Genomic DNA, 26,026 nt, shown 5'->3' with positions numbered 1-26,026 from the left:
GCATATCAAGCGATGCGCGGAAGCGTTCGCGTGGATGTTCCGCAGGTGGTTGTCGGGCAAGAACCGTAGGGCGCCCGCTAGCTCGATGCGCCGCGCGGGCGGCGCTCGGTCTCACAGGCGCTGAAAATGTTGTGTCGGTCACCTGTCAGCCCACCCCCAATCTCAAGGCGGACACCCATAAAAAAAGGAGAGCCAAAGCTCTCCCTTCCCTCAACAACCCTCAGCCTCAGCCTCAGCCAATCGTCATCAAGCTGGCGTTACCACCGGCCGCCGCAGTATTCACACTAACCGCGCGCTCAATCACCAGCCGCTCCAGCGCAATCTGATGATCCCCGCTGGACAACCCGTGCACACCCACGATCGCCCCGCCACGCTTGGCCACCTGCTGGCAAACGCCACGCAGCTGGTCCGAGTCGCCATGGTGGATCACGGCGTCGAAGGCCACTTCATCCTTGTTCCAGTCCGCCACCAGCTTCACCTTGGCCTGCAACTCACGCGGCAGGCGCGCGCGCAAGGCCTTGCCCGGTTCGCTGTCAGCCCACACCGCCGAGCTGCCAACAGCCAGCACCGCAGCGAGCTGCGCCAGCAGGTCGGTTTCATTGTCCGCCAGGCACAGCACATGCTCGCGCGGCAGGATGGTGTAGCTGTTGCGCTCACCGGTCGGGCCTGGCAGCAGGCGGGCGATACCGCTCTGCGACTGGCCAGCGAACTGGTCGCACAGCGCGGCCAGTTCGGCCAGCTGATTGCTCTCGGCCCAGGCCTTCAAACCGTGCAGCGGCTTCACCAGTTTCTCATGCAGGGTACGGTCCGGCTTGCCTTCGCCATCCTGTTGCTGGAAGTGGCGGCCAATCGCGTCGGCCGGGCGGGTCGACAGCAGGCGATACAGGTACAGCGGGCCGCCGGCTTTCGGGCCGGTACCAGACAGGCCTTCACCACCGAAGGGCTGCACGCCTACCACGGCGCCAACGATGTTGCGGTTGACGTACATGTTGCCGGCGTTGGCGGTTTCCACCACCTTGGCAATGGTCTCGTCGATGCGGGTGTGCACGCCGAGGGTCAGGCCATAGCCGGAGTTGTTGATCTGCTCGATCAACTGGTCGAGGTTGCGGCGGTTGTAGCGCACCACGTGCAGCACTGGGCCGAAGATTTCACGCTTCAGCTCGTCGAAGCTGTCCAGCTCGATCAGGGTCGGCATGACGAAGGTGCCGCGCTTGATCTCGGCGGCATCGGCGATCGCGACCTGGTAGACCGAGCGGCCTTTTTCACGCATGCCCTGGATGTGCTTCTCGATACCGGCCTTGGCTTCGGCGTCGATCACCGGGCCAATGTCCACTGCCAGGCGGTCCGGGCAGCCCAGGCGGCTTTCAGCCATGGCCCCCTTGAGCATTTCGATCACGCGGTCGGCGGAGTCTTCCTGCAGGCACAGCACACGCAGGGCCGAGCAACGCTGGCCGGCACTGTCGAAGGCCGACGATACCACGTCGATCACCACTTGCTCTGTGAGCGCAGAAGAGTCGACGATCATGGCGTTCTGGCCACCGGTTTCGGCGATCAGCGGGATCGGCCGCCCCTGGTTGTCCAGGCGGCCGGCGACGTTGCGCTGCAGCAGGCGCGCGACTTCGGTGGAGCCGGTGAACATCACGCCTTTGACCCGCTCGTCACCGACCAGGCCGGCACCCACGGTTTCACCGCGCCCTGGCAGCAACTGCAATACACCTTCCGGAATGCCGGCGTCCAGTAACAGGCGCACGGCCTGCGCGGCGATCAGTGGGGTCTGTTCGGCAGGCTTGGCCAGTACCGGGTTGCCGGCAGCCAGGGCTGCGGCCACCTGACCGGTGAAAATCGCCAGCGGGAAGTTCCATGGGCTGATGCAGACCACCGGCCCCAGCGGGCGGTGCGCGTCATTGCTGAAGTCGTTGCGGGCCTGCACCGCGTAGTAGCGCAGGAAGTCCACCGCCTCGCGCACTTCGGCGATGGCGTTGGCAAAGGTCTTGCCGGCTTCGCGAATCAGCAGCCCCATCAACGGCTGGATTTCTGCCTCCATCAGGTCGGCGGTACGCTCCAGAATCGCGGCGCGCTCTGCCGGCGGGGTGGCCTGCCAGATCGGCGCCGCGTTGATGGCGCACTGGATGGCATTGTCCACGTCGGCGACCGTGGCTTCCTGCACATGGCCAACCACATCGCGGTGGTCTGCCGGGTTCAGCACCGCTACCGCAGCCGCCTCACTGGCGGCGCAGGCCAGCAGCGGGGCGGCTTTCCAGTCGTTGTGAGCGGTGGCCAGCATGGCGCAGGACAGCGAAGCCAGGCGGTGCTCGTTGGCCATGTCGATACCGGCCGAGTTGGCCCGTTCGCTGCCATACAGGTCACGCGGCAATGGGATGCGCGGGTGCGGCAGGCCGATGCTGCCCTCCTGGGTGCCCATGCGTTCGATGCTGGCGACCGGGTCGGCGACCAGTTCCTGGATCGAGATCGAGTGGTCGGCAATGCGGTTGACGAACGAGGTGTTGGCGCCGTTTTCCAGCAGGCGACGCACCAGGTAGGCCAGCAACGTTTCGTGGGTGCCCACCGGAGCATAGACGCGGCATGGGCGGTTCAGCTTGCCATCGGCCAGCTTGCCGACCACCTGCTCGTACAGGGGCTCGCCCATGCCGTGCAGGCACTGGAACTCGTACTGGCCCGGGTAATAGTTCTGCCCGGCAATATGGTAGATGGCCGACAGGGTGTGGGCGTTGTGGGTGGCGAATTGCGGGTATATGGCCTCGGGTACGGCCAGCAGCTTGCGTGCGCACGCCACGTAGGACACGTCGGTGTACACCTTGCGCGTGTATACCGGGTAGCCCTCCAGCCCCTCGACCTGGGCGCGCTTGATCTCGCTGTCCCAGTAGGCACCTTTGACCAGGCGGATCATCAGGCGGTGGCGGCTGCGCTTGGCCAGGTCGATAACGTAGTCGATCACGTACGGGCAGCGCTTCTGGTAGGCCTGGATGACGAAGCCGATGCCGTTCCAGCCAGCCAGCGCCGGCTCGAAGCACAGGCGCTCGAGCAGGTCCAGCGACAGCTCCAGGCGGTCGGCTTCCTCGGCGTCGATGTTCAGGCCGATGTCGTATTGCTTGGCCAGCAAGGTCAGCGACAGCAGGCGCGGGTACAGCTCTTCCATCACCCGCTCGTACTGGGCACGGCTGTAGCGCGGGTGCAGCGCCGACAGCTTGATCGAGATGCCTGGGCCTTCATAGATGCCGCGGCCATGCGAAGCCTTGCCGATCGAGTGGATGGCCTGCTCGTAGGACGCCAGGTATTTCTGCGCATCGTGCTCGGTGAGGGCGGCCTCGCCGAGCATGTCGTAGGAATAACGGAAGCCCTTGGCCTCGAAACGGCTGGCATTGGCCAGGGCTTCGGCAATGGTTTCGCCCGTGACGAACTGCTCGCCCATCAGGCGCATGGCCATGTCGACACCCTTGCGGATCATCGGCTCGCCGCTCTTGCCGATGATGCGGGTGAGCGAGGAGGTGAGGCCGGCTTCGTTGTGCGTGCTGACCAGCTTGCCGGTCAGCAGCAGGCCCCAGGTGGCGGCGTTGACGAACAGCGACGGGCTGTTGCCCAGGTGCGGCTGCCAGTTGCCGTTGCTGATCTTGTCGCGGATCAGTGCGTCACGGGTGCCCTTGTCGGGGATGCGCAGCAGGGCTTCGGCCAGGCACATCAGGGCCACGCCTTCCTGCGAAGACAGCGAGAACTCCTGCAGCAGGCCCTGAACGATGCCCGCCCGGCCGCCGGCGCTTTTCTGGTTGCGCAGTTTCTCGGCAATGCCGGCGGCCAGCTTGTTGGTCGCCTCGGCCAGCGGTGCGCTGAGGCGCGCCTGTTCCAGCAACATCGGTACCACTTCCTGCTCGGGGCGGCGGTATGCGGCGGTAATGGCCGAGCGCAGTACCGACTGGGGCAGGATGCTCTCGGCGAATTCCAGGAAGCACTGGTGACCATGGTCAGGCTGGACCTCGCCGGCGTCATCGGCCAGGCTGCCGGCATGGCCGTTGAGGTCGTTCAGGGTCGCGCCACCCTCGAGCTTCTCCAGGTAGTTGAAGATCGCCTGCTTGATCAACCAATGCGGCGTGCGGTCTATCGACTGCGCTGCTGCCTTGAGTCGCTCACGGGTAGGGTCATCGAGTTTGACCCCAAGGGTGGTCGTCGCCATTTCTTATCCTCGTTATTGCCACGGCTGTGGCCTAAGCTGGCGCCAAGATTAGCTGTAGGACAATTCGGGTGCAACCAGGTGCAACCCGAATTTTTCGAGGAAAAGGTGCAACTCGTCCGACAGTGATTTTCGGGTGGGGCGAAGGGTCGTTTTTGGCGCGGTCCAATCACGAAAACGACCTTCTCGCTCCAAAATGGGGCAAGAAATAGGCTTTGTCGGAAAATGCACGGGCAGGTGCAACTTGCAAATGAAAAATGGTTGCACCCACTTTGCGTTGTTGCATAGCATTCGCCGCCTGGGTGCAACCGCAAACGCTGCGGTTGTGCATGAGATAAAAACAAACGCCAGGGCACACACATGGGCAACCCACTAACGATCACCTTCGTGATCTACATCGCGGCAATGGTGCTGATCGGCTTCGCCGCCTATCGCTCCACCAACAACCTTTCCGACTACATTCTGGGCGGGCGCAGCCTGGGCAGCGTGGTAACCGCACTGTCTGCCGGTGCTTCCGACATGAGTGGCTGGCTGCTGATGGGCCTGCCGGGCGCCATCTACTTCGCCGGCCTGTCCGAGGCCTGGATCGCCATCGGCCTGACCGTGGGTGCCTACCTGAACTGGCTGTTCGTGGCCGGTCGCCTGCGCGTGCAAACCGAGCACAACGGTGACGCGTTGACCCTGCCGGACTATTTCTCCAGCCGTTTCGACGACAATAGCGGCTTGCTGCGCATCATTTCCGCCATCGTCATCCTGGTGTTCTTCACCATCTACTGCGCTTCCGGCATCGTTGCCGGTGCCCGTCTGTTCGAAAGCACCTTCGGCATGCCCTACGAAACCGCCTTGTGGGCTGGCGCTGCCGCTACCATCGCCTACACCTTCGTGGGTGGCTTCCTGGCGGTGAGCTGGACCGACACGGTGCAGGCGTCGCTGATGATCTTCGCGTTGATCCTCACACCGGTGATCGTGCTGATCTCCACAGGTGGCTTCGACACTACCTTCGCGGCCATCGAGGCGGTCAACCCGGCCAACTTCGACATGTTCAAAGGCGCAACTTTCATCGGCATCATCTCGTTGATGGGTTGGGGCCTGGGCTATTTCGGCCAACCACACATCCTGGCGCGCTTCATGGCGGCCGACTCTGTGAAGTCGATTGCCAACGCCCGTCGCATCTCCATGGCCTGGATGATCCTGTGCCTGGCCGGTACCTGCGCCGTGGGCTTCTTCGGCATCGCCTATTTCTCGGCCAATCCTGATCTGGCTGGCCCGGTTACCGAAAACCACGAGCGCGTGTTCATCGAGCTGGCGAAGATTCTGTTCAACCCCTGGATTGCCGGCGTATTGCTGTCGGCCATTCTGGCGGCGGTGATGAGCACCCTGAGCTGCCAGTTGCTGGTCTGCTCCAGTGCCCTGACCGAAGACTTCTACAAAGCCTTCCTGCGCAAGCATGCGTCGCAGCGTGAACTGGTGTGGGTCGGCCGCCTGATGGTGCTGGCGGTGGCCCTGATCGCCATCGCCATGGCGGCCAACCCGGAAAACCGTGTGCTGGGCCTGGTGGCCTATGCCTGGGCCGGCTTCGGTGCAGCCTTCGGCCCGGTGGTGCTGATTTCGGTCCTGTGGAAAGGCATGACCCGTAACGGCGCGCTGGCCGGTATTGTGGTCGGTGCACTGACCGTGATCCTGTGGAAGCAGATCGATGTCTGGGGCCTGTACGAAATCATCCCGGGCTTCCTGCTGGCGAGCATTGCCATCTTCGTGGTGAGCAAGCTGGGCAGCCCTTCGCAGGCGATGGTGCAGCGCTTCGAGACGGCTGATGCGGCGTACCACGCTGACAAGTAATACCCGCTGAGCCGGCGGCGCCTGCTTCCACAGGGTTTGCACGGAACCTGAAACCAGTGCGATCCGTGTGGGAGCGGGCAAGCCCGCGAAGAAGCCGCCGCCGACCGACAGCCAGGCCTGACGCCGCCTGCAAGGCAAGGTAAACTTGCCGCCTTCGCAGGAGTTGCCATGAACTATCGTCACGCCTTCCACGCCGGCAACCACGCCGACGTCCTCAAACACATCGTGCTGACCCGCCTCATCGCCCTGATGTCGCGCAAGGAGCAGCCGTTCGCCTACATCGATACCCACGCAGGGCTTGGCCTGTACGACCTGCAGGGCGACCAGGCAAGCCGCACCGGCGAGTATCAGCAAGGTGTGGCCCGCCTGTGGAACCGCGATGACCTGCCGGCCATGGCCGCTGACTACCTGCGCGTCATCAAGCGTTTGAACGCCGACGGCGAGCTGCGCTACTACCCTGGTTCGCCTGAGCTGGCCCGGCGTTTGATGCGCCAGCAGGACCGTGCCCTGCTCAATGAGAAGCACCCGGAAGACGGGCCGCTGCTCAAGGAGAACATGAAGAAAGACCCGCGCGTTACCGTGCACCTGGGTGAAGGCTGGCACGTGCCGCGGGCCTTGCTGCCCGTGCAGGAAAAGCGCGCGATCATGCTGATCGACCCGCCGTTCGAGCAGGCCGATGAGCTCAAGCGCTGCACCACGGCCATGAAAGAGGCCATTGGGCGCATGCGCCAGACGGTTGCAGCCATCTGGTACCCGATCAAGGACCAGCGTTCGTTGACACGCTATTACCAGGACCTGACCAGCACCGGCGCACCCAAGCTGCTGCGGGTGGAGCTGTATGTGCACCATCAGGACAGCCCTCAGGGGCTCAATGGTTCTGGCCTGGCCATCGCCAACCCGCCGTGGGGGCTGGAAGACGAGCTCAAGGAGTTGCTGCCGTGGCTGGCCAAGGAGCTGGCGCAGACTGCCGGTAGCTACCGCATGGACTGGCTGATCGCCGAGTAGTCCTGGTTGGCTGTAACGGCCTCATCGCCGGCAAGCCAGCTCCCACAGGGGCAGCGCAGGCCTCAAGGGCGATGCTCTACCTGTGGGAGCTGGCTTGCCGGCGATGAGGCCGGTACAGGTTGCCGCGTTGCGCACATGTTTGCGTTATAATCCCGCCTTTTAGTCGCCACCCGCCCAAGCGGCCGCTGGCGCATCTCTACCGAATGAAGAGGCTAATCCCTTGGCATTGACGATTCTTGGCCTGTCCGGCGCCCTTAGCCATGACCCTTCCGCGGCCCTGTACATTGATGGCAAGCTGATTGCCGCCGCCGAAGAAGAGCGCTTCGTGCGTGACAAGCATGCGAAGAACCGCATGCCCTACGAGTCGGCGAAGTTCTGCCTGGAGCAGGCAGGCATCAAGCCATCCGACGTCGACGTGGTTGCCATCCCGTTCGCGCCCATCAGCCTGTTCGGCAAGGCGCGCTGGCACTATGCCAAGCGCTACTGGTACGCCCCGGATCGCGCCCTCGATGCAATCCTGATGGGCAACCGCCGCTACAAGCGCTACCGCAAGAAGATCGTCTGGTGCCTGGAGCAACTGGGCTTCGACCCGAAAAAGATCAAGATCGAGCCGGTCGAGCACCACCTGGCCCATGCTTCCAGCGCCTATCACTGCTCGGGCTTCAAGGAAAAAACGGCCATCCTCGGCATCGACGGTAAAGGCGAGTACGCCACCACCTTCTTCGGCTACGGCGAAAACGGCAAGATCCACAAGATCAAGGAATTCTTCGACCCGGACTCGTTGGGTGGGCTGTACGGTGCCATTACCGAGTTCCTTGGTTTCGAGATGCTTGATGGCGAGTTCAAGGTCATGGGCATGGCGCCGTATGGCGATGCCAGCAAATACGACTTCTCGCGCCTGGCCAGCTTCGAGAACGGTGAACTGGTGATCAATACCGAATACGCCAACGTCATCGGTCTGCGCCGCCATAAAGAAAAGGGCAAGGGCTTCTACTTCTCGCCCAAGCTGATCGAGTGGCTGGGGCCCAAGCGCGAAGGCGATATCGCCGACGAGCCGTACATCCATTACGCGGCCAGCATGCAGGCGTTGTTCGAGAAGATCGCCCTGCAGATGATCGACCACTACCTGGGTGACACCCTGCGCGAAACCGGCAAGCTGGCGTTTGCCGGCGGCTGCGCGCTGAACGTCAAGCTCAACCAGAAGATCATCGCCCGCCCGGATGTCAAAGAGCTGTTCGTGCAGCCGGCTTCCGGCGACGCCGGTACTGCGGTTGGCGCTGCGGCCTACGTGTCCCACGCCCGTGGCGTACCGGTCGAGAAGATGGAGCACGTCTACCTCGGCCCGTCCTATTCCAACGAGGACGTGATCGCTGCCTGCGCTCGGCACCCGAATGCACCGGCGTGGCGCAAGCTCGACGACATGCCGCAGCGTATCGCCAAGATCATGGTCGATGGCAACCCGGTGGCCTGGTTCCAGGGCCGCATGGAGTTTGGCCCGCGCGCCTTGGGCGGGCGTTCGATCATCGGTTGCCCGAGCGTGCCGGGCGTCGCCAACCGTATCAACGAGCAGATCAAGTTCCGCGAGCGCTGGAGACCTTTCTGCCCGTCGATGCTCGACACTGTCGCCCCGCAGATGATCAAGGTCGATCACCCGGCGCCGTTCATGACCTTCACCTTCGAAGTGGCTGAAGAGTGGAAAACCCGTGTGCCGGAGGTGGTTCACGAGGACGGTACCTCGCGTGCCCAGGTGCTCAAGCGCGAGTACAACCCGCGCTACTACGACATGATGAAGGCGCTCGAAGACCTGACCGGCAACGGCGTGTCGCTGAACACCTCGCTGAACCGCCGTGGCGAGCCGATGATCTGCTCGCCGACCGACGCCCTGAACATGTTCTTCGGCTCGGACCTGCAATACCTGATCATGGAAGACATCCTGGTTGTGAAGGACGGCGCTGCGGCCTATGACCAGCCGCTCTGAACCGCGCATCCTGCAGTTCTGCCATGGCTATGACGGGCCGTTTCTGGACTGTGCCCGTCAGTACGCCAGCCTGTTCCAGGGGCGTGGCTACCGGGTGACCACGGTGTTCCTCACGGGTGCCGCCGACCCGCAAGTAGCGGCGGGTTGCGCCTCGGACGAGGTGCTGTTCCTGGGCTTCAGCTCCAAGGCCGTGCGTGGTCTCAAGCTGGGCGCGATCCGCGCCCTGCGGCGGATTGCGGCCGAGCGCAATTTTGCGTTCTGCATCGCCCACCGCTTCAAGCCGATCTATGTCGCGTTGCTGGCTACTGGCTTGCCGGTGATCGGCGTGCACCATGCCTTTGGTGACTACCAGCGCAAGGGGCGGCGCATTTTCGCCAACCTGTTCGGCAAACGCCTGAGCCTGCTCGGGGTGTCGGATGCCGTACGCGACGACATGCGTCGTTGCTTGCCGCAGTGGCCGGCCGAACGCATCCAGACGCTGTACAACCGTATCGACATCGAGGCCCTGCAGGCGGCCCAGGTGCCGCGCGCCGAGGCGCGTCAGGCGCTGGGCCTGGATGCGCAGGCATGGATCGTCGGCAATGTCGGCCGGCTGCACCCGGACAAGGACCAGGCCACGCTGTTGCGCGGTTTTGCCCAGGCACTGCCTGGGCTGCCAGCCGGCGCCCGGCTGGCGATCCTTGGCAAGGGGCGGCTGGAAGGCAAGCTCAAGGCCCTGGCTGGCGAACTGGGTATTGCCGGGCAGGTCGACTTCCTTGGCCAGGTGCCGGACGCGCGCCGTTACTTCCGGGCTTTCGACGTGTTCGCCCTGAGCTCCGACCATGAGCCGTTCGGTATGGTCCTGCTCGAGGCCATGGTAGCCGGGGTGCCCGTGTTGGCCACCGCCTGTGGCGGTGCTCGCGAGGTGGTCGAGGGCGTTGGCGTGCTGTTCCCGCTGGGCGACCCCGGGCAGTTGGCCCAGGGCCTGGAACATATGGCCGTGCTCGACGGGCAGCAGCGCCAGGCCTGTGCCGAACACATGCTGCAACGCCTGCGTGAGCGCTTTTCCGACCAGGCCGTGCGCGAGGCTTTCTGGCAACTGCCGCAGGTGCGTGCGCTGGTGGGGCAGGCGTGATGCTCAATCGTATTCAGGCTTGGCGCGAACGCGGCTGGCAAGTGATCGACGCCCACGCCTATGCCCAGGCGTGGGCCCGCTTTGGCGGCAGCGTCGCGACTCACCCGCTGGTGGTCGAGCAACTGGCTGACCTGGCGCAGATACCCGTGCGCTACCTTGGCTGGCACCAGAATGGCGAGCTGAAAGCCGCCATTGCGACCTGGGGGCGCCACCTGGCGCTGTCCAAGGACGTGCTCAAACGCGCCGGCAAGAAAGCCCTGTTCGACCTCGGCAACGCCGAAATCATCCTGCCGGCCGCAGCCGATGCCGGCGCACCGCTGCGTCACAGCGTGCGCTACCTGTCCGAACTGAACCAGGGCCGCTTCAGCGGGCTCAAGGTGCAGAAGGAACAGCTGGCCATGGCCCGCGCGCACGAAGACCTGTCGAAGAAGTTCCGCTACAACCAGCGCCGCGAGCTGCGCCTGCTGGAAGAGGCGGGCGGGGTGGTGCGCCCGATCAGCGCGTTCAGCGCACAGGAAATCGCCAGCATGTACTGCGACCTGTTCCAGCGCCGCTGGGGCTTCCCGGCCACCGGTGCCGAGCGCATGGCCGATGTACTGGAGCGGCTGCGTGAGCTGCTGATCGGCTCGGTACTGCTGCTGGACGGCAAGCCGATAGCGATCCAGCTGGTGTACCGCGTCGAGGCACCGCAGTGGGTCAGCGTGGAGTACATCAACGGCGGTGTCGACCCCGAAACCAAGGCCTTCAGCCCAGGTAGCGTGTTGAGCTTCCTCAACACCCAGGCGGCCTGGGACGACGCCCGAGCGCGCAACAAGCCGCTGCGGTTCTCGTTCGGTCGTGCCGATCGCGAGTACAAGGAGCGTTGGTGCAACCCCGTCCCGGTGTACCAGGCATGAGTCGCAAGCAGCAGTTGCTCAAGCGCCACCGGCGCAACAAACGCCTGGCGCTGCTGGCAGGGTTGGCCGGGCTGGTCGCCTTAGGCCTGGCCACCTGGTGGTGGCTGCCGCTTTTGCTGTTGCCGCTGCTGTGGGCTGCGCATGAGGCGTGGTTTGCCGACCATCTGTTCTACACCCCGGGCGAAGATTACGCCTACGACTTCGGGGAGCACACCCGGCCCGTGGCCGCGCGCTTGCAGGCCGGTCTGCTCAAGGCCGACTGCGTGCTGCAGGGCGGGGAAACCCTGGTGCTCGAACTGCACATGAAAAGCAGTTGGCTGGGGCGTTTTCTCGATCCGCGGGTCGAACTGCTGGCGGGCGAGCAGGCCGACCAGCAAACCTTCGAGCGCGGTGTCGCCGGCTTGCGTTATCTCAACCTCACCGGCCTGGCCGCGCCCCTGCAGGCCGGCACACTGCGCTTGCGTGGCCGGCATTGCCGGCTGCTGGGCCAGCCGCGCTTGTGGATAACCCCGGCGGTCGAACTGCAACGGCGGCGGGTAATGGTGATTGCACCCCATGCCGATGACGCCGAGTTGGCCGCCTACGGGCTATACAGCCAAGCGCAGGAAGCCTGGGTGGTCACGCTGACCGCCGGTGAAATCGAGGCCGAGCATTATCGGCAGATGGGCCTGGGCAAGGCCGAAGCCGCTCGCCTGAAAGGTCGCCTGCGCGCCTGGGACAGCATTGCCGTGCCGCGCTGGGCCGGGGTGGCGGAGTCTCGTTGTGTGCAGTTGGGTTACTTCTGCCTGCAATTGCCTGCCATGCAGGCGGCGCCCGATCGGCCTGCGGTGTCTCGTGAAGCCGACATGGCCGATATCCGCCCGTTCCGCCAGTTCAACCCGTTCCCGCTGCCCGCCGACCAGGACGGTGCCCCTACCTGGCACAACCTGTTGGCCGACTTGCGGGCTGTGCTCGAGTTGGCCAGGCCCGAAGTGCTGGTGCTGCCGCACCCCCAGCTGGACCCGCACCCCGATCACGTCTGCGCCCAGGCCGCCGTGCTCGAAGCCTTGCAGGGGCTGGCCTGGAAGCCACAGACCCTGCTGTGCTACGCCAACCACCTGCATGACAACGATCGCTGGCCAATGGGCGATAGCGGTGACGGCGTGGCGTTGCCGCCGCAGTTGAGCGCGGATCAGGCCTGGGCCCCCTGCAGCCTGGTACTGGACCTGGCCAGCCAGCGTGACAAGGCGATGGCGCTGGGCATGATGCACGACCTGCAACCGCCAGCCCCCTTCAAGCGTCGCCTGCGCCGCTTGCTGCAACGGTGGCTGGCCGGTCGCCGCCCGTCGCCTTATGGGGAGAACGAGTTCTTCCGCAAGGCGGTGCGCCGGCATGAGCTGTTCTGGCGGCGTGAGCTGTAAAACTGACCGCGTTGGCGCAGAGCGCCCAAGGAACATGATGAAAGTCCTATTTCTGGTACAGAAGGAACAGCGCGCGATCCTGGATCGCCTGTACGACGGCGTCGCGGCCAACTGCGAATGCGACCTGCGCTGGTTGACCAGCGAAGACCAACGCAACCTGCGCCGCTACTTCAAGCGCCAAGTGCAGGTCGAGCGCTATGACCGCATTGTTTTCTTTCTGCGCTTCAAGCAGGAAATCCGCCAGGTCGCGTTCATTCGTACCGTGCCGAACCTGGTCATACTCGAGCACGACGCCTACCAGAACTACATCCCGTGCAAGTACACCGGCAAGTTCAGCGCCCACTACCGGCAACTGCCATGGGCGCGTGTGATCAGCTCTGGCTACATGGTCAGCGAGCGCCTGCGCCAGGAAGGCTTCGATGCGGTATTCGTGCCCAAGGGTTATGACGAGCAGTTGCTGGCTGACCAAGGGCGCGAGCGCGATATCGAACTGGCCTTCGTCGGCAGTGTCAACAGCGTGGCCTACAGCGGCCGCAAGGCGCTGCTGGACGAGTTGGGGCAGGTCGAGGACCTGCTGGTAACCCGCACCAAGTCGGGCGAAGACTATTGCAACACGCTCAACCGAATCCGGTTTTTCGTCAGCGCCGATGTCGGCATGGGCGAATACATGATCAAGAACTTCGAGGCCATGGCCTGCGGCTGTGTACTGCTGGCCTATGACCAGGGCGAGCAGGAAAACCGTGCGTTGGGTCTACAGGACATGCACAACGCGGTGTTGTATGACACCATCCCGACCCTTCAGGCCAAGCTGCGACGCTTGCGTGCCGAGCCTGAGCTGGCGCGGCAGATTGCCGAAAACGGCCGCCATCTGGCGGTTTCCCGTTTCAGCTTCGGCGCTGTAGGCCGTAGCATTGTCGAGCACATGCGCCCAGCGCTCAGGCCCCGCCCGCCATTGTCTGCATGGCAGCGGCTGCGCCTGAAGCTGGGCTTCTAACATAAGAGCTTTGGCGCCCAGGAACGGGCGTTGAAAGCCGACAGTCGCAACGCGGGGGGAGTCCGGTGCGCTTTTCAAATGAGAGTGATGTCACGCTTGTCGTGACCAGTTGTGGGCGGTTCGACCTGCTCAAAGACACCCTTGAGAGTTTCGATCGCTACAACACGGCGCCCATACGCGAGGTATTCATCACCGAAGACTCAGGTGACGATGCCGTGCATGACGCTGTGCCAGAGCACTGGAAACCGCACTGCAAGGTGTTCCTCAACCGGCCCAAGCTAGGCCAGCTGGCGTCTATCGACCTGGCCTACAGCCACGTCAAGACGCCCTACATCTTCCATTGCGAGGACGATTGGCACTTCTATCGCCAAGGCTTCGTCGAGGACTCGCAGGCCATTCTGGCTGCCAGCCCCAACCTGCTGCAGGTGTGGCTGCGCAGCCATGCCCACGACCTGGCCGTGCACAGCCCGTACATTCACCTCGGGGATCGGCAGGTGATCGCCGGCGTGCCGTGCTACCCCCTGTTGTCGGACAAGGCCGAATGGCAGGCGTTTTCGTTGAACCCCGGCCTGCGGCGGTTGAGCGATTACCAGCGCTGTGCGCCATTTGCCGCCTATGCTGGAGAAAAGGCGCTGTCCCGGCGTTATGCCGAGCTCAACCTGACAGCGGTCACGCTAGAAGGTGATGCGGTATTGCACACTGGGTTCGGTAATCACGTGACCGTACCCATTGAAGTGGAACGCAAGGCCAAGCGCCGTCAGCGTGACCGGATGAAGCTGGCATTGACGCTGGTGGCCGGGGCCTTGATCGGCGCAGGTATTACCGTTTTTGTACAGTAACAACGCAGTCATGCCCGCGATTGCCCGCAGCAAGCCCCCCCGACAACGTCGATTGATGCTGGCCGAGCGATGTCTCGGCTGACCTCAACGCGCGAGCAGGGCGCCCTCGAATGCAGCGAGGGGGAAGCGCTCGCCGAGGTTCTCCCGCTCTATGTAACGCACCATGTGCTGCACATTGCGCCGGATCATGCGCGCTGACAGCGGCGGCCGCAGGAAGCGCATGTCGGCTACGTCGATCAGGCCCAGGCGCTGGTCAGGGGTTACCACCACGTTGCCCAGGTGCAGCGAGCGGAAATACACACCGCTGCGGTGCAACTGGCGGATCAGTTCGATCAGGCGCGGCAGGTAGATATCCCAGCTGAAACCTTCATCCCGAGACATTTGCAGCAAGGTGCGCCCCGGCAGAGGGCGATACAGCACCGCGGTGCGGCCTGGCATGTCGAGCTTGTGTTGGCTGATCACCTCGAGGGTGGGAATGCCCAGTTGTGCCAGGCGCGCAGCGTTGTCGACGAAGCGCTGCGAGTACGGGCGCAGCAGTGCAGATGAAATCAGACGTTTTCTACGAAAAACCTTGAGGAAATTACCATCTGCGAGCAGGTAGACTTTGGCGCCATGGCTGTCTGCCTCAAGCACCTGGGCGCCGTGTGTCAGCTGGTCGAAGTCGACCTGGTTGAGCCGCGAGCATTGCATGAATAGGGCCTTGTCGTCTGGCGAGCAAAATGACCGGCAATAATGCCGAAAATAATGCGGTAGCACCATGCATGGTGTCTTCGATTCATCGGGTAGGAAACGGGTTCGCCCACACAGCCCTGTAGCTCGGCCTTGCGATGATGCTGCCATGGGGGCGTGCCGAAAATGACGCCTGTGGTAAAATTTCCGGTTCAACCTGAACAGCGAGCTTGATAATGGCCGAAACACCGCGACCGGCGGAGCACACATCCAGCCTGAAGATCTACTTCCGGCTGCTGGGCTATGTGAAACCCTACGTCGGCATTTTCCTGCTGAGCATCATCGGTTTCGTGATCTTCGCCTCGACCCAGCCGATGCTGGCCGGCATCCTCAAATATTTCGTCGATGGGCTGAGCAACCCCGAAGCGGTGTTGTTCCCCAACGTGCCGTACCTGCGCGACCTGCAACTGCTTCAGGCCGTGCCGCTGCTGATCATCCTGATCGCCGCCTGGCAAGGCCTGGGCTCGTTCCTTGGTAACTACTTCCTGGCCAAGGTCTCCCTGTGCCTGGTGCACGACCTGCGGGTGGAGTTGTTCAACAAACTGCTGGTGTTGCCTAACCGCTACTTCGACAACCACAACTCCGGGCACCTGATTTCACGCATCACCTTCAACGTGACCATGGTCACCGGCGCTGCCACCGATGCCATCAAGGTAGTGATCCGCGAAGGCCTGACCGTGGTGTTCCTGTTCGCCTACCTGCTGTGGATGAACTGGCACCTGACCCTGGTGATGGTCGCCATCCTGCCGGTCATCGCGGTAATGGTCAGCGTCGCCAGCAAGAAATTCCGCAAGCAGAGCAAGAAGATCCAGGTAGCCATGGGCGACGTCACCCACGTTGCCTCGGAAACCATCCAGGGCTATCGCGTGGTCCGCAGCTTCGGTGGCGAGGCCTATGAGGAGCAGCGTTTCGGCAAGGCCAGCCTGAGCAACACCGACAAGCAGCTGCGCATGACCAAGACCGGTTCGCTGTACACGCCGGTGTTGCAGCTGGTGATCTACACCGCCATGGCCGCGTTGATGTTCCTGGTGCTGTTCCTGCGGGGCGAGTCCACCGCCGGCGACCTGGTCGCCTACATCACCGCTGCCGGCCTGTTGCCCAAGCCGATTCGCCAGTTGTCGGAAGTCAGCTCGACCATCCAGAAGGGCCTTGCAGGTGCCGAAAGCATCTTCGAGCAACTGGACGAAGCCCCTGAGCTGGACACCGGCACGGTCGAGAAGGAGCGCGTGGAAGGGCACCTGGAAGTGCGCAACCTCAGCTTTACCTACCCCGGTACCGACCGCGAGGTGCTGAGCGACATCAGCTTCACTGCCGAGCCCGGGCAAATGATCGCCCTGGTTGGCCGCTCGGGCAGTGGCAAGTCGACGCTGGCTGCGCTGATCCCGCGCTTCTATCACCACAGCAAAGGGCAGATTCTGCTCGATGGCGTGGAGATCGAGAACTACCGCCTGCGCAACCTGCGCCGCCATGTGTCGCAAGTGACCCAGCATGTCACCCTGTTCAACGACACCGTGGCCAACAACATCGCCTACGGCGACCTGGCCGGCGCCCCGCGCGCAGACATCGAAGCCGCTGCGGCCGATGCCTACGCCAAGGAGTTCGTCGACCGTCTGCCGAAGGGCTTCGATACCGAAGTCGGTGAAAACGGCGTGCTGCTGTCCGGCGGTCAGCGCCAGCGCCTGGCAATTGCCCGTGCACTGCTGAAAAACGCCCCACTGCTGATTCTCGACGAGGCCACCTCTGCCCTGGACACCGAGTCCGAGCGGCATATCCAGGCGGCGCTGGACCACGTGATGCAGGGGCGGACCACGCTGGTCATCGCCCATCGCCTGTCCACCATCGAGAAGGCCGACCAGATCCTGGTGATGGATCAGGGCCGGTTGGTGGAGCGCGGTACCCATGCCGAGTTGCTTGCGGCAAATGGCCATTATGCCCGCCTGCATGCCATGGGCCTGGATGAGCCGGCCAAGGCCGACATCACCTGAACCCTCCTTGATCGGGGCCGTCATGGCCCCGATTGTCACGGGAATTTTCCATGGGCTATCTGGCCGTAAAGCCATTGACGACCCTGTGCTAATATCCTGCCCCTGTTCATTATTTCCATATGGGTTGCCCATGAAGTTGTCCATGCCGCGTTTCGATCAAGCCCCGGTACTGGTGGTCGGCGATGTCATGCTCGACCGCTACTGGCATGGCGGTACTTCGCGTATTTCGCCCGAGGCGCCAGTGCCGGTGGTCAAGGTCGATCAGATCGAGGATCGCCCCGGCGGTGCGGCCAACGTTGCCTTGAACATTGCCGCGCTGGGCGCACCCGCGTCGCTGATCGGCGTCACCGGCCAGGACGAGGCCGCCGACAGCCTGGCCAATAGCCTGCAGGCTGCCGGGGTGCGCTCGGTGTTCCAGCGCATCGCCCACCAGCCGACCATCGTCAAGCTCCGGGTCATGAGCCGACACCAGCAACTGCTGCGTATCGATTTCGAAGAGCCCTTCGCCACCGACCCGCTGTCGCTGGCCAGCGAGGTCGACAACCTGCTCGAGGGGGTCAAGGTGCTGGTCTTGTCCGACTACGGCAAGGGTGCGCTGAAAAACCACCAGGCCCTGATCCAGGCCGCCCGGGGCAAGGGCATTCCGGTGCTGGCCGACCCCAAGGGCAAGGATTTTTCCATCTACCGTGGCGCCAGCCTGATCACCCCCAACCTCAGCGAGTTCGAGACCATCGTAGGTCGATGCGTCGATGAGGGCGACCTGGTCGCCAAGGGTTTGCAGCTGCTTCAGGACCTGGACCTGGGCGCCTTGCTGGTCACCCGTGGCGAGCACGGCATGACCCTGCTGCGCGTTGGCCAGCCAGCGCTGCATTTGCCGGCGCGGGCGCGCGAAGTGTTCGACGTTACCGGGGCTGGCGATACCGTCATCTCCACCCTGGCCGCCGCGATTGCCGCCGGTGAGGACTTGCCCCACGCAGTGGCCCTGGCCAACTTGGCGGCAGGTATCGTGGTCGGCAAGTTGGGTACCGCCGCCATCAGCGCCCCTGAACTGCGCCGTGCGATCCAGCGTGAGGAAGGCTCCGAGCGCGGTGTGCTGGGCCTGGAACAGCTGCTGCTGGCCATCGATGACGCGCGGGCGCACAAGGAGAAAATCGTTTTCACCAACGGTTGCTTCGATATCCTGCATGCCGGGCACGTAACCTACCTGGAGCAGGCGCGGGCCCAAGGCGATCGCCTGATCGTGGCCGTCAACGACGATGCTTCGGTCAGCCGCCTGAAAGGGCCGGGCCGGCCGATCAACAGCGTCGACCGGCGCATGGCCGTGCTGGCCGGGCTGGGTGCGGTGGACTGGGTGATCAGCTTCTCCGAGGGTACCCCGGAGAATCTGCTGAGCCAGGTCAAGCCGGATGTGCTGGTCAAGGGGGGTGACTACGGCATCGACCAGGTGGTCGGCGCCGACATCGTCAAGGCCTACGGCGGCACCGTGAAAGTGCTGGGGCTGGTCGAGAACAGCTCGACCACGGCTATTGTCGAGAAGATCCGCAAGCACTGATCGAGCGCCACTCTTTCACTGGTCTGTGTAGGAGCGGCCTTGTGTCGCGATGGGCTGCGTAGCAGCCCCAGGATTCCACTGCAAACGCACAAATAGCTGGGGCTGCTGCGCAGCCCTTTCGCGACACAAGGCCGCTCCTACAGGGGCCACGCAGGCTTCAGAATCTTATTTGTGAAGTGAGGTGCGCGCCCGCTGCAGCAACGCCCGCGCCTTGTCGCCAAAACGTTGCAGGCGTGAGGCCCGCGCCGGCTTGCTTTCCACCAGGCCTTGCTGCTTGACCCAATCCCTCCAGCGCACCCGCTCGTCCGCCACTACCCAACCTTCCTGCCTGGCAAAGCTTTCGGCCAGGTACAGCCCGCGCGTACTTGCAGGCACCAATTCGTCCTTCTTCAACGTGTACAGCTCTGCCAGCGGTTGGCCGTCCTGCAACGGCATCAGGTACAGGTCAGGGCGCTTGCGGTTGAGCCTCGCCACCAGTTGGTCGCCTTCCAAACGCTCGTCAACGTGGAACAAGCTGAGCTTCTTGGCGTCCCGCGGCACCTGCAAACGCATGTCATAGATCAGTTGCAACGACGCAGTGGGCAAGTGCACATAGGCCCGCGGCCGCTCCAGCAGGGGCAGCTGGCCACAGTGTACGGGCCGGGCGGCACCGGATTGCGGGGCCAGCACGAAGTGCGGGGTTTCGCGGTAGTGCAGGGCGGCAGCGTAGGGGACGGGTAGCCAAGTGTCGTTGAAGCGCCCGCCCAGCCAGCCTTCCGGGGTTTCCAGCAGGCATTCTTCGGCTACTTCCTGCACGGCAGTATGCAGGGGCAGGTTCAGCTCCTGCGCCGGCACGTAGCCGGAAATCAGTTTCAGTACCACATCGCCCCGGTCTTGCCGGCGCTGGCGCACCAGCACCCAGTAATCGCGGTTCTGCCAATGCAGCGTCAGGCGCACCGATACGCCCAGGTTTGCCAGTTCGGCCACGAAGCGCTGCGGGTCGGGCAGTTCGATGGCTTTGCGCCGCTGTTGGGTCTGGGCGAAATTCAGCGGCATGCCGATGCTCTGGTAAATCAGCCCTTCGGCGCTCGCCTCGACGTGCAATGGCAGTGTCTTGAAGTTGCTCGGGTTCTTGCGGATCAGCGTTCGCGCCACGAGGCTCCTCCTTGCGTCGGGTCAGTTTCCAGGCCCAGGGGCCGTGGGTAACTCAGTGCTGGCCCAGGATACGGGCAACGGTGGCCACGTTATGGGCCAGGTGCAACGGGTTGATGGTGCCGACGATAGCACTGCTGACGCCCGGGTGGGCGAACAGCAGTTCGAAACTGGCCTTCACAGGGTCGACACCCGGCGCCAGGCAAAGGTGCCCGCTGGCCAGCGCCTTTTTCACCAGGATGGCCTTACCGTGCTCGGCAGCGTAGTCCAGCACCGGCCGTTCTGCCTGCTCGCTGAGGTTGTAGGTGACCATGGCGCAATCGCCATGCTCCAGGGCTTTCAGGCCGCCAGCGACGGTTTTGCCGGACAGGCCGTAGCCAAGGATCTTGCCCTCTTGTTTGAGCGCGGCCAGCGTCTGGTACACCTCTTGCTGCTCAAGAATGGCCAGGTCGTTGCCGTCGGAATGCACCAGCACCAGGTCGATGCGGTCGGTTTCCAGGCGGCGCAGGCTGCGCTCCACCGAGCGGCGGGTGTGGGCGGCGGTGAAGTCGAAATGTGACTGGCCACCGTCGAATTCTTCCCCGACCTTGCTCACGATCACCCACTCGTCGCGCTGGCCGCGCAGCAGCGGGCCCAGGCGTTCCTCGCTGCGGCCATAGGCGGGGGCGGTATCGATCAGGTTGATGCCCAGTTCACGGGCCTGGGCCAGCAGCATGCGGGCTTCGTCGTCGCTGGGGATGGTGAACCCATTGGGGTATTTCACGCCCTGATCGCGGCCCAGCTTGACCGTACCCAGGCCGAGTGGCGAAACCTGAAAGCCGGTGCTGCCCAGCGGGCGGTGCAAACCGTGCAGGGTGGGCAGGCTCATGGCAGCAGGCGCTCCCAGGCCGGCACACCCAGCACCGGCCGAGGCAGGTCGCCTAGCTCGGCATGCGCCTGTGGGCGGATCCCGTCACGTTGCAGATGGCTGATGACGCGGTCGCTGAAGTCCGGTGCCAGCGCCAGTTTGGTTGGCCAGCCCACCAGCAGGCGGTGTTGCTCGGCGAGGAAGGCGTTGTCCGGGCGTACCAGGCCGGACTGTGCCGGTTCTGCGCGGTCGACCCGCAGTGTGGCCCAGTGCAGTTGGCTTTGGTCGACCCAAGGCAGCAGGCTGGCGATTTCCTTCTGGGCGGCGGCTATTTGTGCCGCAGGCTCGCGGGCGACGCCATCGGCTTCGGCCAGGTCGCCACCCAGGTACCAGACCCACTGGCCATCGGCCGCGGGGTGGGTGGTGATGGTGACCCTGGGCTTTGGCCCACTGCCCAGGCAGTGTGCGTACAGCGGTTTGAGGTTGGCGCCTTTGGCTAGCACCATGTGCAACGGGCGGGTTTGCATGGCCGGCTGCTGCAGCCCCACGGCATGCAGCAGGTCGGCGGTGCCGGCGCCGGCGCTGAGTACGATGCGTTGCGCACGGATGTCACGGCCGTCCACGCGCAGGCCGACCAGTTCTTCACCTTCGCGCAGCGGTTCGATGTGCTCGCCAGCCAGCAGGCTGTCACCTGCCAGTTCGGCCAGGTTGGCCAGCAGGCTGGGCACGTCGATGACCAGTTCAGCCAGGCGGTAGACCTTGCCTTTGAACGCGCGGTCTTGCAGGGCGGGTGGCAGTTGCTCGCCCTTTACCTGATCGACCCGGCCGCGCACGGCCTTGCTGGCAAAGAAGCTGGTGAGGTTGCCGGCCAGGGTGCCTGGCGACCACAGGTAGTGGGCATCGGACAGCAGGCGGGTGCCGGCAAGATCCAGCTCGCCGCTGCCGCTCAAGGCTTCGCGCCAGCGGCGCGGCATGTCGGCAATGGCTTCCGACGCGCCGGTCAGGGCACCGTGCAGGGCGTACTTGGTGCCGCCATGGATAATGCCCTGGGACTTGATAGTCTGCTCACCGCCAAGGCTGGCGCGCTCCACCAGCACTGTCGAATACCCCATGCGGCGCAGGCGTGCATTGAGCCAGAGGCCTGCGACCCCGGCGCCGACGATCAGCACGTCAGTGGAAATGGCAGATGGCATGGCGGTACCTCGAAGACTGGGACAGCTGGCAAGTATACAGGGTATCCCCCAGCGGGCCCTACCGCCGGCAAACCCGGCCAGTGCTACCCCGTGGGCGCTGGCTTGCCTCGCGGGGCACAGCTCAATGCCCGCTGGTCTTGGAGAACAGCTGAATCACCACCACCCCGCCGACAATCATCGCCATCCCCAGCATCGCCGGCACATCCAGCTTCTGCCCGTAGATCACCAGCGCCGCCACACTGATCAGCACAATGCCCAGCCCCGACCAGATGGCATAGGCAATACCCACCGGAATGCTGCGCACCACCAGGGTGAGCATCCAGAACGCAATGCCGTAGCCCACCACCATCAGCAGCAGCGGCAACGGCGTGCTCAAGCCTTTTACCGCTTTCATCGAAGCAGTGGCGATGACTTCGGCGCAGATGGCAATGGCGAGATAGGTGTAGGCATTCATGGTGGGATCCTCCGGTTCTGGCGGGCATTCTAGGCTCAACCAGGATGCGGTAAAGTCATTACCTATCAATTTTGGAGATAGGCCAATGGCCGAGCAGTGGAACCTCGAACAACTGCGAACCTTTGTGCGCGTTGCAGAATTGCGCTCGTTCTCTGCCGTGGCCCGTGAACAGCGCAAGGCCCAGTCGGCGATCAGCAGCGCGGTCGCCTTGCTGGAAACCGACCTGGGCGTCACCCTGTTCGAGCGCAGCAGTGGCCGGCAGCCGAAACTGACGCAAAACGGCAGCGCGCTGCTGGAAGATGCCCGTGAACTGCTGCGCCAGTGCGAACGCCTGGATGGCCGTGCGCTGGCGTTGATGCGCGGGCAGGAGGCCTTGCTGCGCGTGGCGCAGGACGAAGCCATGCCCTACCAGCCGGTGATTGACAGCCTCGATGAATTGGCCAGCCACTTTCCGCTGCTGGAGGTGCAACTGGCCAGCGGGGCCCAGGGTGATGTGGCGCGCAAACTGGTCGAGCGGCGCGCCGACCTGGGGCTGTTCTTTCACCACGAGAGCATCCCGGCAACCCTGGAGCGGCGCGCCCTGGGCAGCGTGGAAATGGTCACGGTCTGTGCGGTCGACCACCCGCTGGCGGGTCGTGGCCGGGTTACTCGCCAACAGCTGGCCCGCCATCGTCAATTGCTGATCACCCCGCAGCAAAGCGGTTACCCCGGCGGCGAGGCCATCAGCCCGCAGGTGTGGCGTGCCGACAGCTTCTACGTTCTGGCGGAGCTGTTGATGCGCGGCCTCGGCTGGGCCTGGTTGCCACGGCATGTCGTGCAGTACCCCACATACCAGACGCACATGGTGGAGCTGGACAGTGAGTGGCGCCCACCGGCGTTGGTGGCGGAACTGGCCTGGCGCCGTGATGAACCCCTGGGCCCTGCTGCGCAATGGTTGGCCGAGCGCTTTGCAGTGCACTTGCGCGCGATCGGGTAAACTCCGCTGCCATGAACAGAACCCTCTATACCTTGCTCTTTCACCTGGGCCTGCCGCTGGTCGCGCTGCGCCTGTACCTTCGCGCGCGCAAGGCGCCGGCCTATGGCCAGCGCATCGCCGAGCGGTTTGCCTTCAGGCTGCCGGCCATGCGCCAGGGCGGTATCTGGGTGCACGCGGTGTCGGTCGGCGAAAGCATTGCCGCGGCGCCGATGGTGCGCGCCTTGCTCAAGGCCTACCCGCAACTGCCGATCACGCTCACCTGCATGACCCCTACCGGTTCCGAGCGCATTCGCGCCATGTTCGCCGACGAACCCCGTGTGCAGCACTGTTATCTGCCCTACGACCTGCCGTGGGCGGCGGGGCGCTTCATCGACCATGTGCAGCCGAAACTGGGCATCATCATGGAAACCGAGCTGTGGCCCAACCATATTCATCAGTGCGCCAAGCGCGGTATTGCGGTGGCACTGGCCAATGCCCGCCTCTCTGCGCGCTCGGCCCGTGGCTATGGGCGCTTTGCCAGGCTGACGCGGCCGATGTTGGCGGAGATGAACCTGATTGCCGTGCAGACCGAAACCGAGGCGCAACGCTTTCGTGAGCTGGGCGCCCGCCCGCACTGCGTGCAGGTGACCGGCTCGATCAAGTTCGACCTGAAGGTCGATGAGCAGCTGTTGCCACGGGCTCGGGGGTTGCGCGAGCAATGGGGCGCCACGCAGCGCCCGGTGTGGATTGCGGCCAGCACCCATGAGGGGGAGGATGCGCTGGTGCTGCAGGCGCATCAGCAGCTGTTGCAGGTGCATGGCGATGCCTTGCTGATCCTGGTGCCGCGCCACCCTGAGCGGTTCAATGCGGTGCATGCGCTTTGCAGCGAACGGTTCAGCACCATTCGCCGCTCCACTGGCGCGCCCGTCGACGCACAAACCCGGGTATTGCTTGGCGACACCATGGGCGAATTGCTGTTTCTGTATGCGCTGGCCGATATCGCCTTCGTGGGCGGCAGCCTGGTGCCGACCGGCGGGCACAACCCGCTGGAGCCGGCAGCACTGGCCTTGCCGGTGATCATGGGGCCGCACGTGTTCAACTTCCTCGAAATCAGCGCAATGCTGGTAGAGGCAGGGGCGTTGCAGCAGGTGGACGATGCCGACGGGCTGGCCGAGGCCGTGCGGCGGTTGGTCGAATTACCGCAGGATGCCCAGCGCATGGGCGCGGCCGGCAGGGCGGTGATGCAGGCCAACCAAGGTGCATTGCAGCGCTTGCTCGATGGGCTGGCTGCGCTAATGCGCTGATATTCGCAGCGGCGCGATCCCTGTGGGAGCGGCCTTGTGTCGCGAAAGGGGGGCGCAGCGCCCCCGGGATTTTCGCACGACCGCAAGATTGTCGGGGCCGCTGTGCGGCCCTTTCGCGACACAAGGCCGCTCCTACACTGTCCGCGTGCTCCCTGATTTCAAGGGCGGCGCTCGAAGTTCTTGGCTGCAGCAGCCGCCAGATCCGGTGGCAAGAAGTCCTTGTCCGGGTTGTAGTCGGCCTTCAGGTAACGCCCCAGATCCTTCAGGTCTTGCGGGCTCAGGGTGCCGGCGGCCTGCTTGAGGCTCAGGTTGTCGAGAATGTAGTCGTAGCGGCTGTTGTTGTAGTCGCGCACCGAGGTGTACAGCTGGCGCTGGGCATCGAGCACGTCGACGATGTTGCGGGTGCCGACCTGGTAGCCGATTTCAGTCGCTTCCAGCGCACTCTGGTTGGAGATGATCGACTGCTTGCGTGCCTGGACCTGTTCCACGTCGGTGTTCACCGCGCGGTGCAGGTTGCGGGTGTTCTCCACCACTTGGCGGCGCAGGCTCTCGCGCTGCTGTTCGCTCTGGCTCAGGCGCTGGTAAGCCTCGCGTACCTGCGAGCTGGTCAGGCCGCCGCTGTAGATCGGGATGTTCAGTTGCAGGCCGATACTGGTCTGCTCGACGTCGCCGCTGTAGCGAACGTTCTGTTGGGGAGCAGGGTTGGTAAAGCCGAGGCTGTCGTTGTCACCCTTTTGGTATTTGGCTACCGCATCCAGGGTGGGCGCATGGCCGGCCTTGCGCTGGCGCAGGGTTTCTTCGGCGGCAGACACCGCATAGTTGGTCGCCAGCAGGTTGAGGTTCTGGCGCCCGGCCGTTTCCACCCAGGCCTTGGCATCGTTCGGCGTAGGTACCTGCACTGGCAGGCTATGCACCACACCCTGGATCGAGCTGTACTCTCGGTTGGTCAGCGTTACCAACGCTTCGAAGGCATCCTGTACCTGGCGTTCGGCGATGATCCGGTTGGCCCGGGCAGTGTCGTAGCCGGCCTGCGACTGCAGCACGTCGGTCTTGTCCGACAGGCCGACATCGAAGCGTTCGTTGGACTGGTCGAGCTGGCGCTTGAACGCGGCTTCCTCAGCCTTGGTCGCGGCCAGGTTGTCCTGGGCGCGCAGCACGGCAAAGTAGCTTTGCGCCGTTTGCAGGATGAGGTTCTGCTCAGTGGCCGACAGCTCCAGGGCGGCTTGTTCGTTGACCGCCTCGGCGGCCTGCAACTGGAACCAGCGGTCGGCGCGGAAAATGGGCTGGGCCAGGGTTGCACTCCAGGCGTTGCCGCTGCGGTTGGAGGTAATCGACGGCTCGTCCAGCTTGGTGCGGGTATTCATCATCTCGGCCCCGGCCGACAGGTTCGGCAGCAAGCCGGCGCGGGCCTGCGGTACCACCTCACGGCGTGCGCCGTAGTCGGCGCGTGCTGCTGCCAGGTCGGCGTTGTTGTCGACCGCTTCCTGGTACACGCTGACCAGGTCGGTCTTGACCGTCTGGGGCGCGTCCGCTGCCCAGGCCACTCCGTTGGACGCACAAGACACGGCTATTGCCAGTGAGAGTTTGCGCAGCATAAAGGCAATCCTTGTACGAAATTGAATTACTGA

General features: G+C 64.1%; 19 protein-coding genes. 12 read left to right on the top strand and 7 right to left on the bottom strand.

Going from position 1 to position 26,026, the window contains the following annotated elements; genetic code table 11:
- Window positions 1-232: 232 nt before the first annotated feature.
- Window positions 233-4,186, bottom strand: a complete 3,954-nt coding sequence (putA, locus tag GYA94_RS13005) for a trifunctional transcriptional regulator/proline dehydrogenase/L-glutamate gamma-semialdehyde dehydrogenase (RefSeq protein ID WP_161892434.1) — start codon at window positions 4,184-4,186, stop codon at window positions 233-235.
- Window positions 4,187-4,543: 357 nt separating this feature from the next.
- Here putA and putP point away from each other — a divergent pair, with 357 nt between their 5' ends.
- The 8 genes from putP to GYA94_RS12965 all read left to right on the top strand — a co-directional run bounded on the left by putP (window position 4,544) and on the right by GYA94_RS12965 (window position 14,248).
- Complete coding sequence (gene putP, locus GYA94_RS13000; RefSeq protein ID WP_009681355.1) at window positions 4,544-6,022, top strand: sodium/proline symporter PutP; 1,479 nt, start codon at window positions 4,544-4,546, stop codon at window positions 6,020-6,022.
- Window positions 6,023-6,190: 168 nt separating this feature from the next.
- Complete coding sequence (locus GYA94_RS12995) at window positions 6,191-7,027, top strand: 23S rRNA (adenine(2030)-N(6))-methyltransferase RlmJ (protein WP_054914014.1); 837 nt, start codon at window positions 6,191-6,193, stop codon at window positions 7,025-7,027.
- Between the two features lie 220 nt (window positions 7,028-7,247).
- Window positions 7,248-9,005: a carbamoyltransferase family protein gene (locus tag GYA94_RS12990; protein WP_054906200.1), complete on the top strand. Its 1,758-nt coding sequence runs from the start codon at window positions 7,248-7,250 to the stop codon at window positions 9,003-9,005.
- Complete coding sequence (locus GYA94_RS12985) at window positions 8,989-10,119, top strand: glycosyltransferase (protein ID WP_161892433.1); 1,131 nt, start codon at window positions 8,989-8,991, stop codon at window positions 10,117-10,119. The genes GYA94_RS12990 and GYA94_RS12985 overlap by 17 nt, the downstream gene beginning before the upstream one ends.
- On the top strand, window positions 10,119-11,015 hold the full coding sequence (locus tag GYA94_RS12980; RefSeq protein WP_161892432.1) for an antimicrobial resistance protein Mig-14: 897 nt from the start codon (window positions 10,119-10,121) through the stop codon (window positions 11,013-11,015). Before GYA94_RS12985 ends, GYA94_RS12980 begins: the two co-directional genes overlap by 1 nt.
- Window positions 11,012-12,415 (top strand): PIG-L deacetylase family protein, encoded by a 1,404-nt coding sequence (locus tag GYA94_RS12975; protein ID WP_161892431.1) that lies wholly within the window; start codon window positions 11,012-11,014, stop codon window positions 12,413-12,415. The genes GYA94_RS12980 and GYA94_RS12975 overlap by 4 nt, the downstream gene beginning before the upstream one ends.
- Window positions 12,416-12,452: 37 nt before the next feature.
- Window positions 12,453-13,409, top strand: a complete 957-nt coding sequence (locus GYA94_RS12970) for a glycosyltransferase family protein (protein WP_161892430.1) — start codon at window positions 12,453-12,455, stop codon at window positions 13,407-13,409.
- Between the two features lie 65 nt (window positions 13,410-13,474).
- Window positions 13,475-14,248: a glycosyltransferase family 2 protein gene (locus GYA94_RS12965; protein WP_161892429.1), complete on the top strand. Its 774-nt coding sequence runs from the start codon at window positions 13,475-13,477 to the stop codon at window positions 14,246-14,248.
- An 84-nt stretch (window positions 14,249-14,332) separates the two neighbouring features.
- Here the strand turns inward: GYA94_RS12965 and GYA94_RS12960 are convergent, their stop codons facing one another.
- Window positions 14,333-14,938, bottom strand: a complete 606-nt coding sequence (locus GYA94_RS12960; RefSeq protein WP_009681346.1) for a serine/threonine-protein kinase — start codon at window positions 14,936-14,938, stop codon at window positions 14,333-14,335.
- A 215-nt stretch (window positions 14,939-15,153) separates the two neighbouring features.
- Here GYA94_RS12960 and msbA point away from each other — a divergent pair, with 215 nt between their 5' ends.
- Together msbA and hldE are read left to right on the top strand one after the other, a co-directional pair.
- Entirely contained in the window at window positions 15,154-16,962 is a 1,809-nt protein-coding gene (gene msbA, locus GYA94_RS12955; RefSeq protein WP_009681345.1) for a lipid A export permease/ATP-binding protein MsbA, read from the top strand.
- A 130-nt stretch (window positions 16,963-17,092) separates the two neighbouring features.
- Window positions 17,093-18,514 carry a bifunctional D-glycero-beta-D-manno-heptose-7-phosphate kinase/D-glycero-beta-D-manno-heptose 1-phosphate adenylyltransferase HldE gene (hldE, locus tag GYA94_RS12950; RefSeq protein WP_009681344.1) on the top strand — a complete coding sequence of 474 codons (1,422 nt, stop codon included), beginning with the start codon at window positions 17,093-17,095 and terminating at the stop codon, window positions 18,512-18,514.
- A 165-nt stretch (window positions 18,515-18,679) separates the two neighbouring features.
- Here the strand turns inward: hldE and GYA94_RS12945 are convergent, their stop codons facing one another.
- The 4 genes from GYA94_RS12945 to GYA94_RS12930 all read right to left on the bottom strand — a co-directional run bounded on the left by GYA94_RS12945 (window position 18,680) and on the right by GYA94_RS12930 (window position 22,139).
- Window positions 18,680-19,648, bottom strand: coding sequence for a hypothetical protein (locus GYA94_RS12945; RefSeq protein WP_054904857.1), 969 nt, complete (start codon window positions 19,646-19,648; stop codon window positions 18,680-18,682).
- Between the two features lie 52 nt (window positions 19,649-19,700).
- Window positions 19,701-20,513, bottom strand: coding sequence for an aldo/keto reductase (locus tag GYA94_RS12940; protein ID WP_110676612.1), 813 nt, complete (start codon window positions 20,511-20,513; stop codon window positions 19,701-19,703).
- A complete protein-coding gene (locus GYA94_RS12935; protein WP_009681341.1) occupies window positions 20,510-21,685 on the bottom strand; it encodes an NAD(P)/FAD-dependent oxidoreductase in 1,176 nt (391 codons plus the stop codon). The genes GYA94_RS12940 and GYA94_RS12935 overlap by 4 nt, the downstream gene beginning before the upstream one ends.
- A 121-nt stretch (window positions 21,686-21,806) precedes the next feature.
- Window positions 21,807-22,139: a DMT family transporter gene (locus GYA94_RS12930; protein ID WP_110676613.1), complete on the bottom strand. Its 333-nt coding sequence runs from the start codon at window positions 22,137-22,139 to the stop codon at window positions 21,807-21,809.
- 85 nt (window positions 22,140-22,224) lie between these two features.
- Between GYA94_RS12930 and GYA94_RS12925 the strand changes: the two genes are divergently transcribed.
- Both GYA94_RS12925 and waaA read left to right on the top strand, forming a co-directional pair.
- On the top strand, window positions 22,225-23,115 hold the full coding sequence (locus GYA94_RS12925) for a LysR family transcriptional regulator (protein ID WP_054904853.1): 891 nt from the start codon (window positions 22,225-22,227) through the stop codon (window positions 23,113-23,115).
- An 11-nt stretch (window positions 23,116-23,126) separates the two neighbouring features.
- Window positions 23,127-24,398, top strand: coding sequence for a lipid IV(A) 3-deoxy-D-manno-octulosonic acid transferase (gene waaA, locus GYA94_RS12920; RefSeq protein ID WP_161892428.1), 1,272 nt, complete (start codon window positions 23,127-23,129; stop codon window positions 24,396-24,398).
- A 158-nt stretch (window positions 24,399-24,556) separates the two neighbouring features.
- Here the strand turns inward: waaA and GYA94_RS12915 are convergent, their stop codons facing one another.
- Window positions 24,557-25,993 carry a TolC family outer membrane protein gene (locus tag GYA94_RS12915; protein WP_054913589.1) on the bottom strand — a complete coding sequence of 479 codons (1,437 nt, stop codon included), beginning with the start codon at window positions 25,991-25,993 and terminating at the stop codon, window positions 24,557-24,559.
- Window positions 25,994-26,026 lie beyond the last annotated feature (33 nt).

Source organism: Pseudomonas juntendi (assembly GCF_009932375.1).
In the GTDB taxonomy this organism is placed as follows: domain Bacteria; phylum Pseudomonadota; class Gammaproteobacteria; order Pseudomonadales; family Pseudomonadaceae; genus Aquipseudomonas; species Aquipseudomonas juntendi.
Note: the sequence above shows the minus strand (reverse complement) of the source record. Positions and strands in the feature narration are given on the sequence as shown.

Coding starts and splice junctions, on each gene's coding strand:
- putA (WP_161892434.1), bottom strand. CDS start 4,186: ATGGCGACGACCACCCTTGGGGTCAAACTCGATGACCCTACCCGTGAG.
- putP (WP_009681355.1), top strand. CDS start 4,544: ATGGGCAACCCACTAACGATCACCTTCGTGATCTACATCGCGGCAATG.
- GYA94_RS12995 (WP_054914014.1), top strand. CDS start 6,191: ATGAACTATCGTCACGCCTTCCACGCCGGCAACCACGCCGACGTCCTC.
- GYA94_RS12985 (WP_161892433.1), top strand. CDS start 8,989: ATGACCAGCCGCTCTGAACCGCGCATCCTGCAGTTCTGCCATGGCTAT.
- GYA94_RS12980 (WP_161892432.1), top strand. CDS start 10,119: ATGCTCAATCGTATTCAGGCTTGGCGCGAACGCGGCTGGCAAGTGATC.
- GYA94_RS12975 (WP_161892431.1), top strand. CDS start 11,012: ATGAGTCGCAAGCAGCAGTTGCTCAAGCGCCACCGGCGCAACAAACGC.
- GYA94_RS12970 (WP_161892430.1), top strand. CDS start 12,453: ATGAAAGTCCTATTTCTGGTACAGAAGGAACAGCGCGCGATCCTGGAT.
- GYA94_RS12960 (WP_009681346.1), bottom strand. CDS start 14,938: ATGCAATGCTCGCGGCTCAACCAGGTCGACTTCGACCAGCTGACACAC.
- msbA (WP_009681345.1), top strand. CDS start 15,154: ATGGCCGAAACACCGCGACCGGCGGAGCACACATCCAGCCTGAAGATC.
- hldE (WP_009681344.1), top strand. CDS start 17,093: ATGAAGTTGTCCATGCCGCGTTTCGATCAAGCCCCGGTACTGGTGGTC.
- GYA94_RS12940 (WP_110676612.1), bottom strand. CDS start 20,513: ATGAGCCTGCCCACCCTGCACGGTTTGCACCGCCCGCTGGGCAGCACC.
- GYA94_RS12935 (WP_009681341.1), bottom strand. CDS start 21,685: ATGCCATCTGCCATTTCCACTGACGTGCTGATCGTCGGCGCCGGGGTC.
- GYA94_RS12930 (WP_110676613.1), bottom strand. CDS start 22,139: ATGAATGCCTACACCTATCTCGCCATTGCCATCTGCGCCGAAGTCATC.
- GYA94_RS12925 (WP_054904853.1), top strand. CDS start 22,225: ATGGCCGAGCAGTGGAACCTCGAACAACTGCGAACCTTTGTGCGCGTT.
- waaA (WP_161892428.1), top strand. CDS start 23,127: ATGAACAGAACCCTCTATACCTTGCTCTTTCACCTGGGCCTGCCGCTG.
- GYA94_RS12915 (WP_054913589.1), bottom strand. CDS start 25,993: ATGCTGCGCAAACTCTCACTGGCAATAGCCGTGTCTTGTGCGTCCAAC.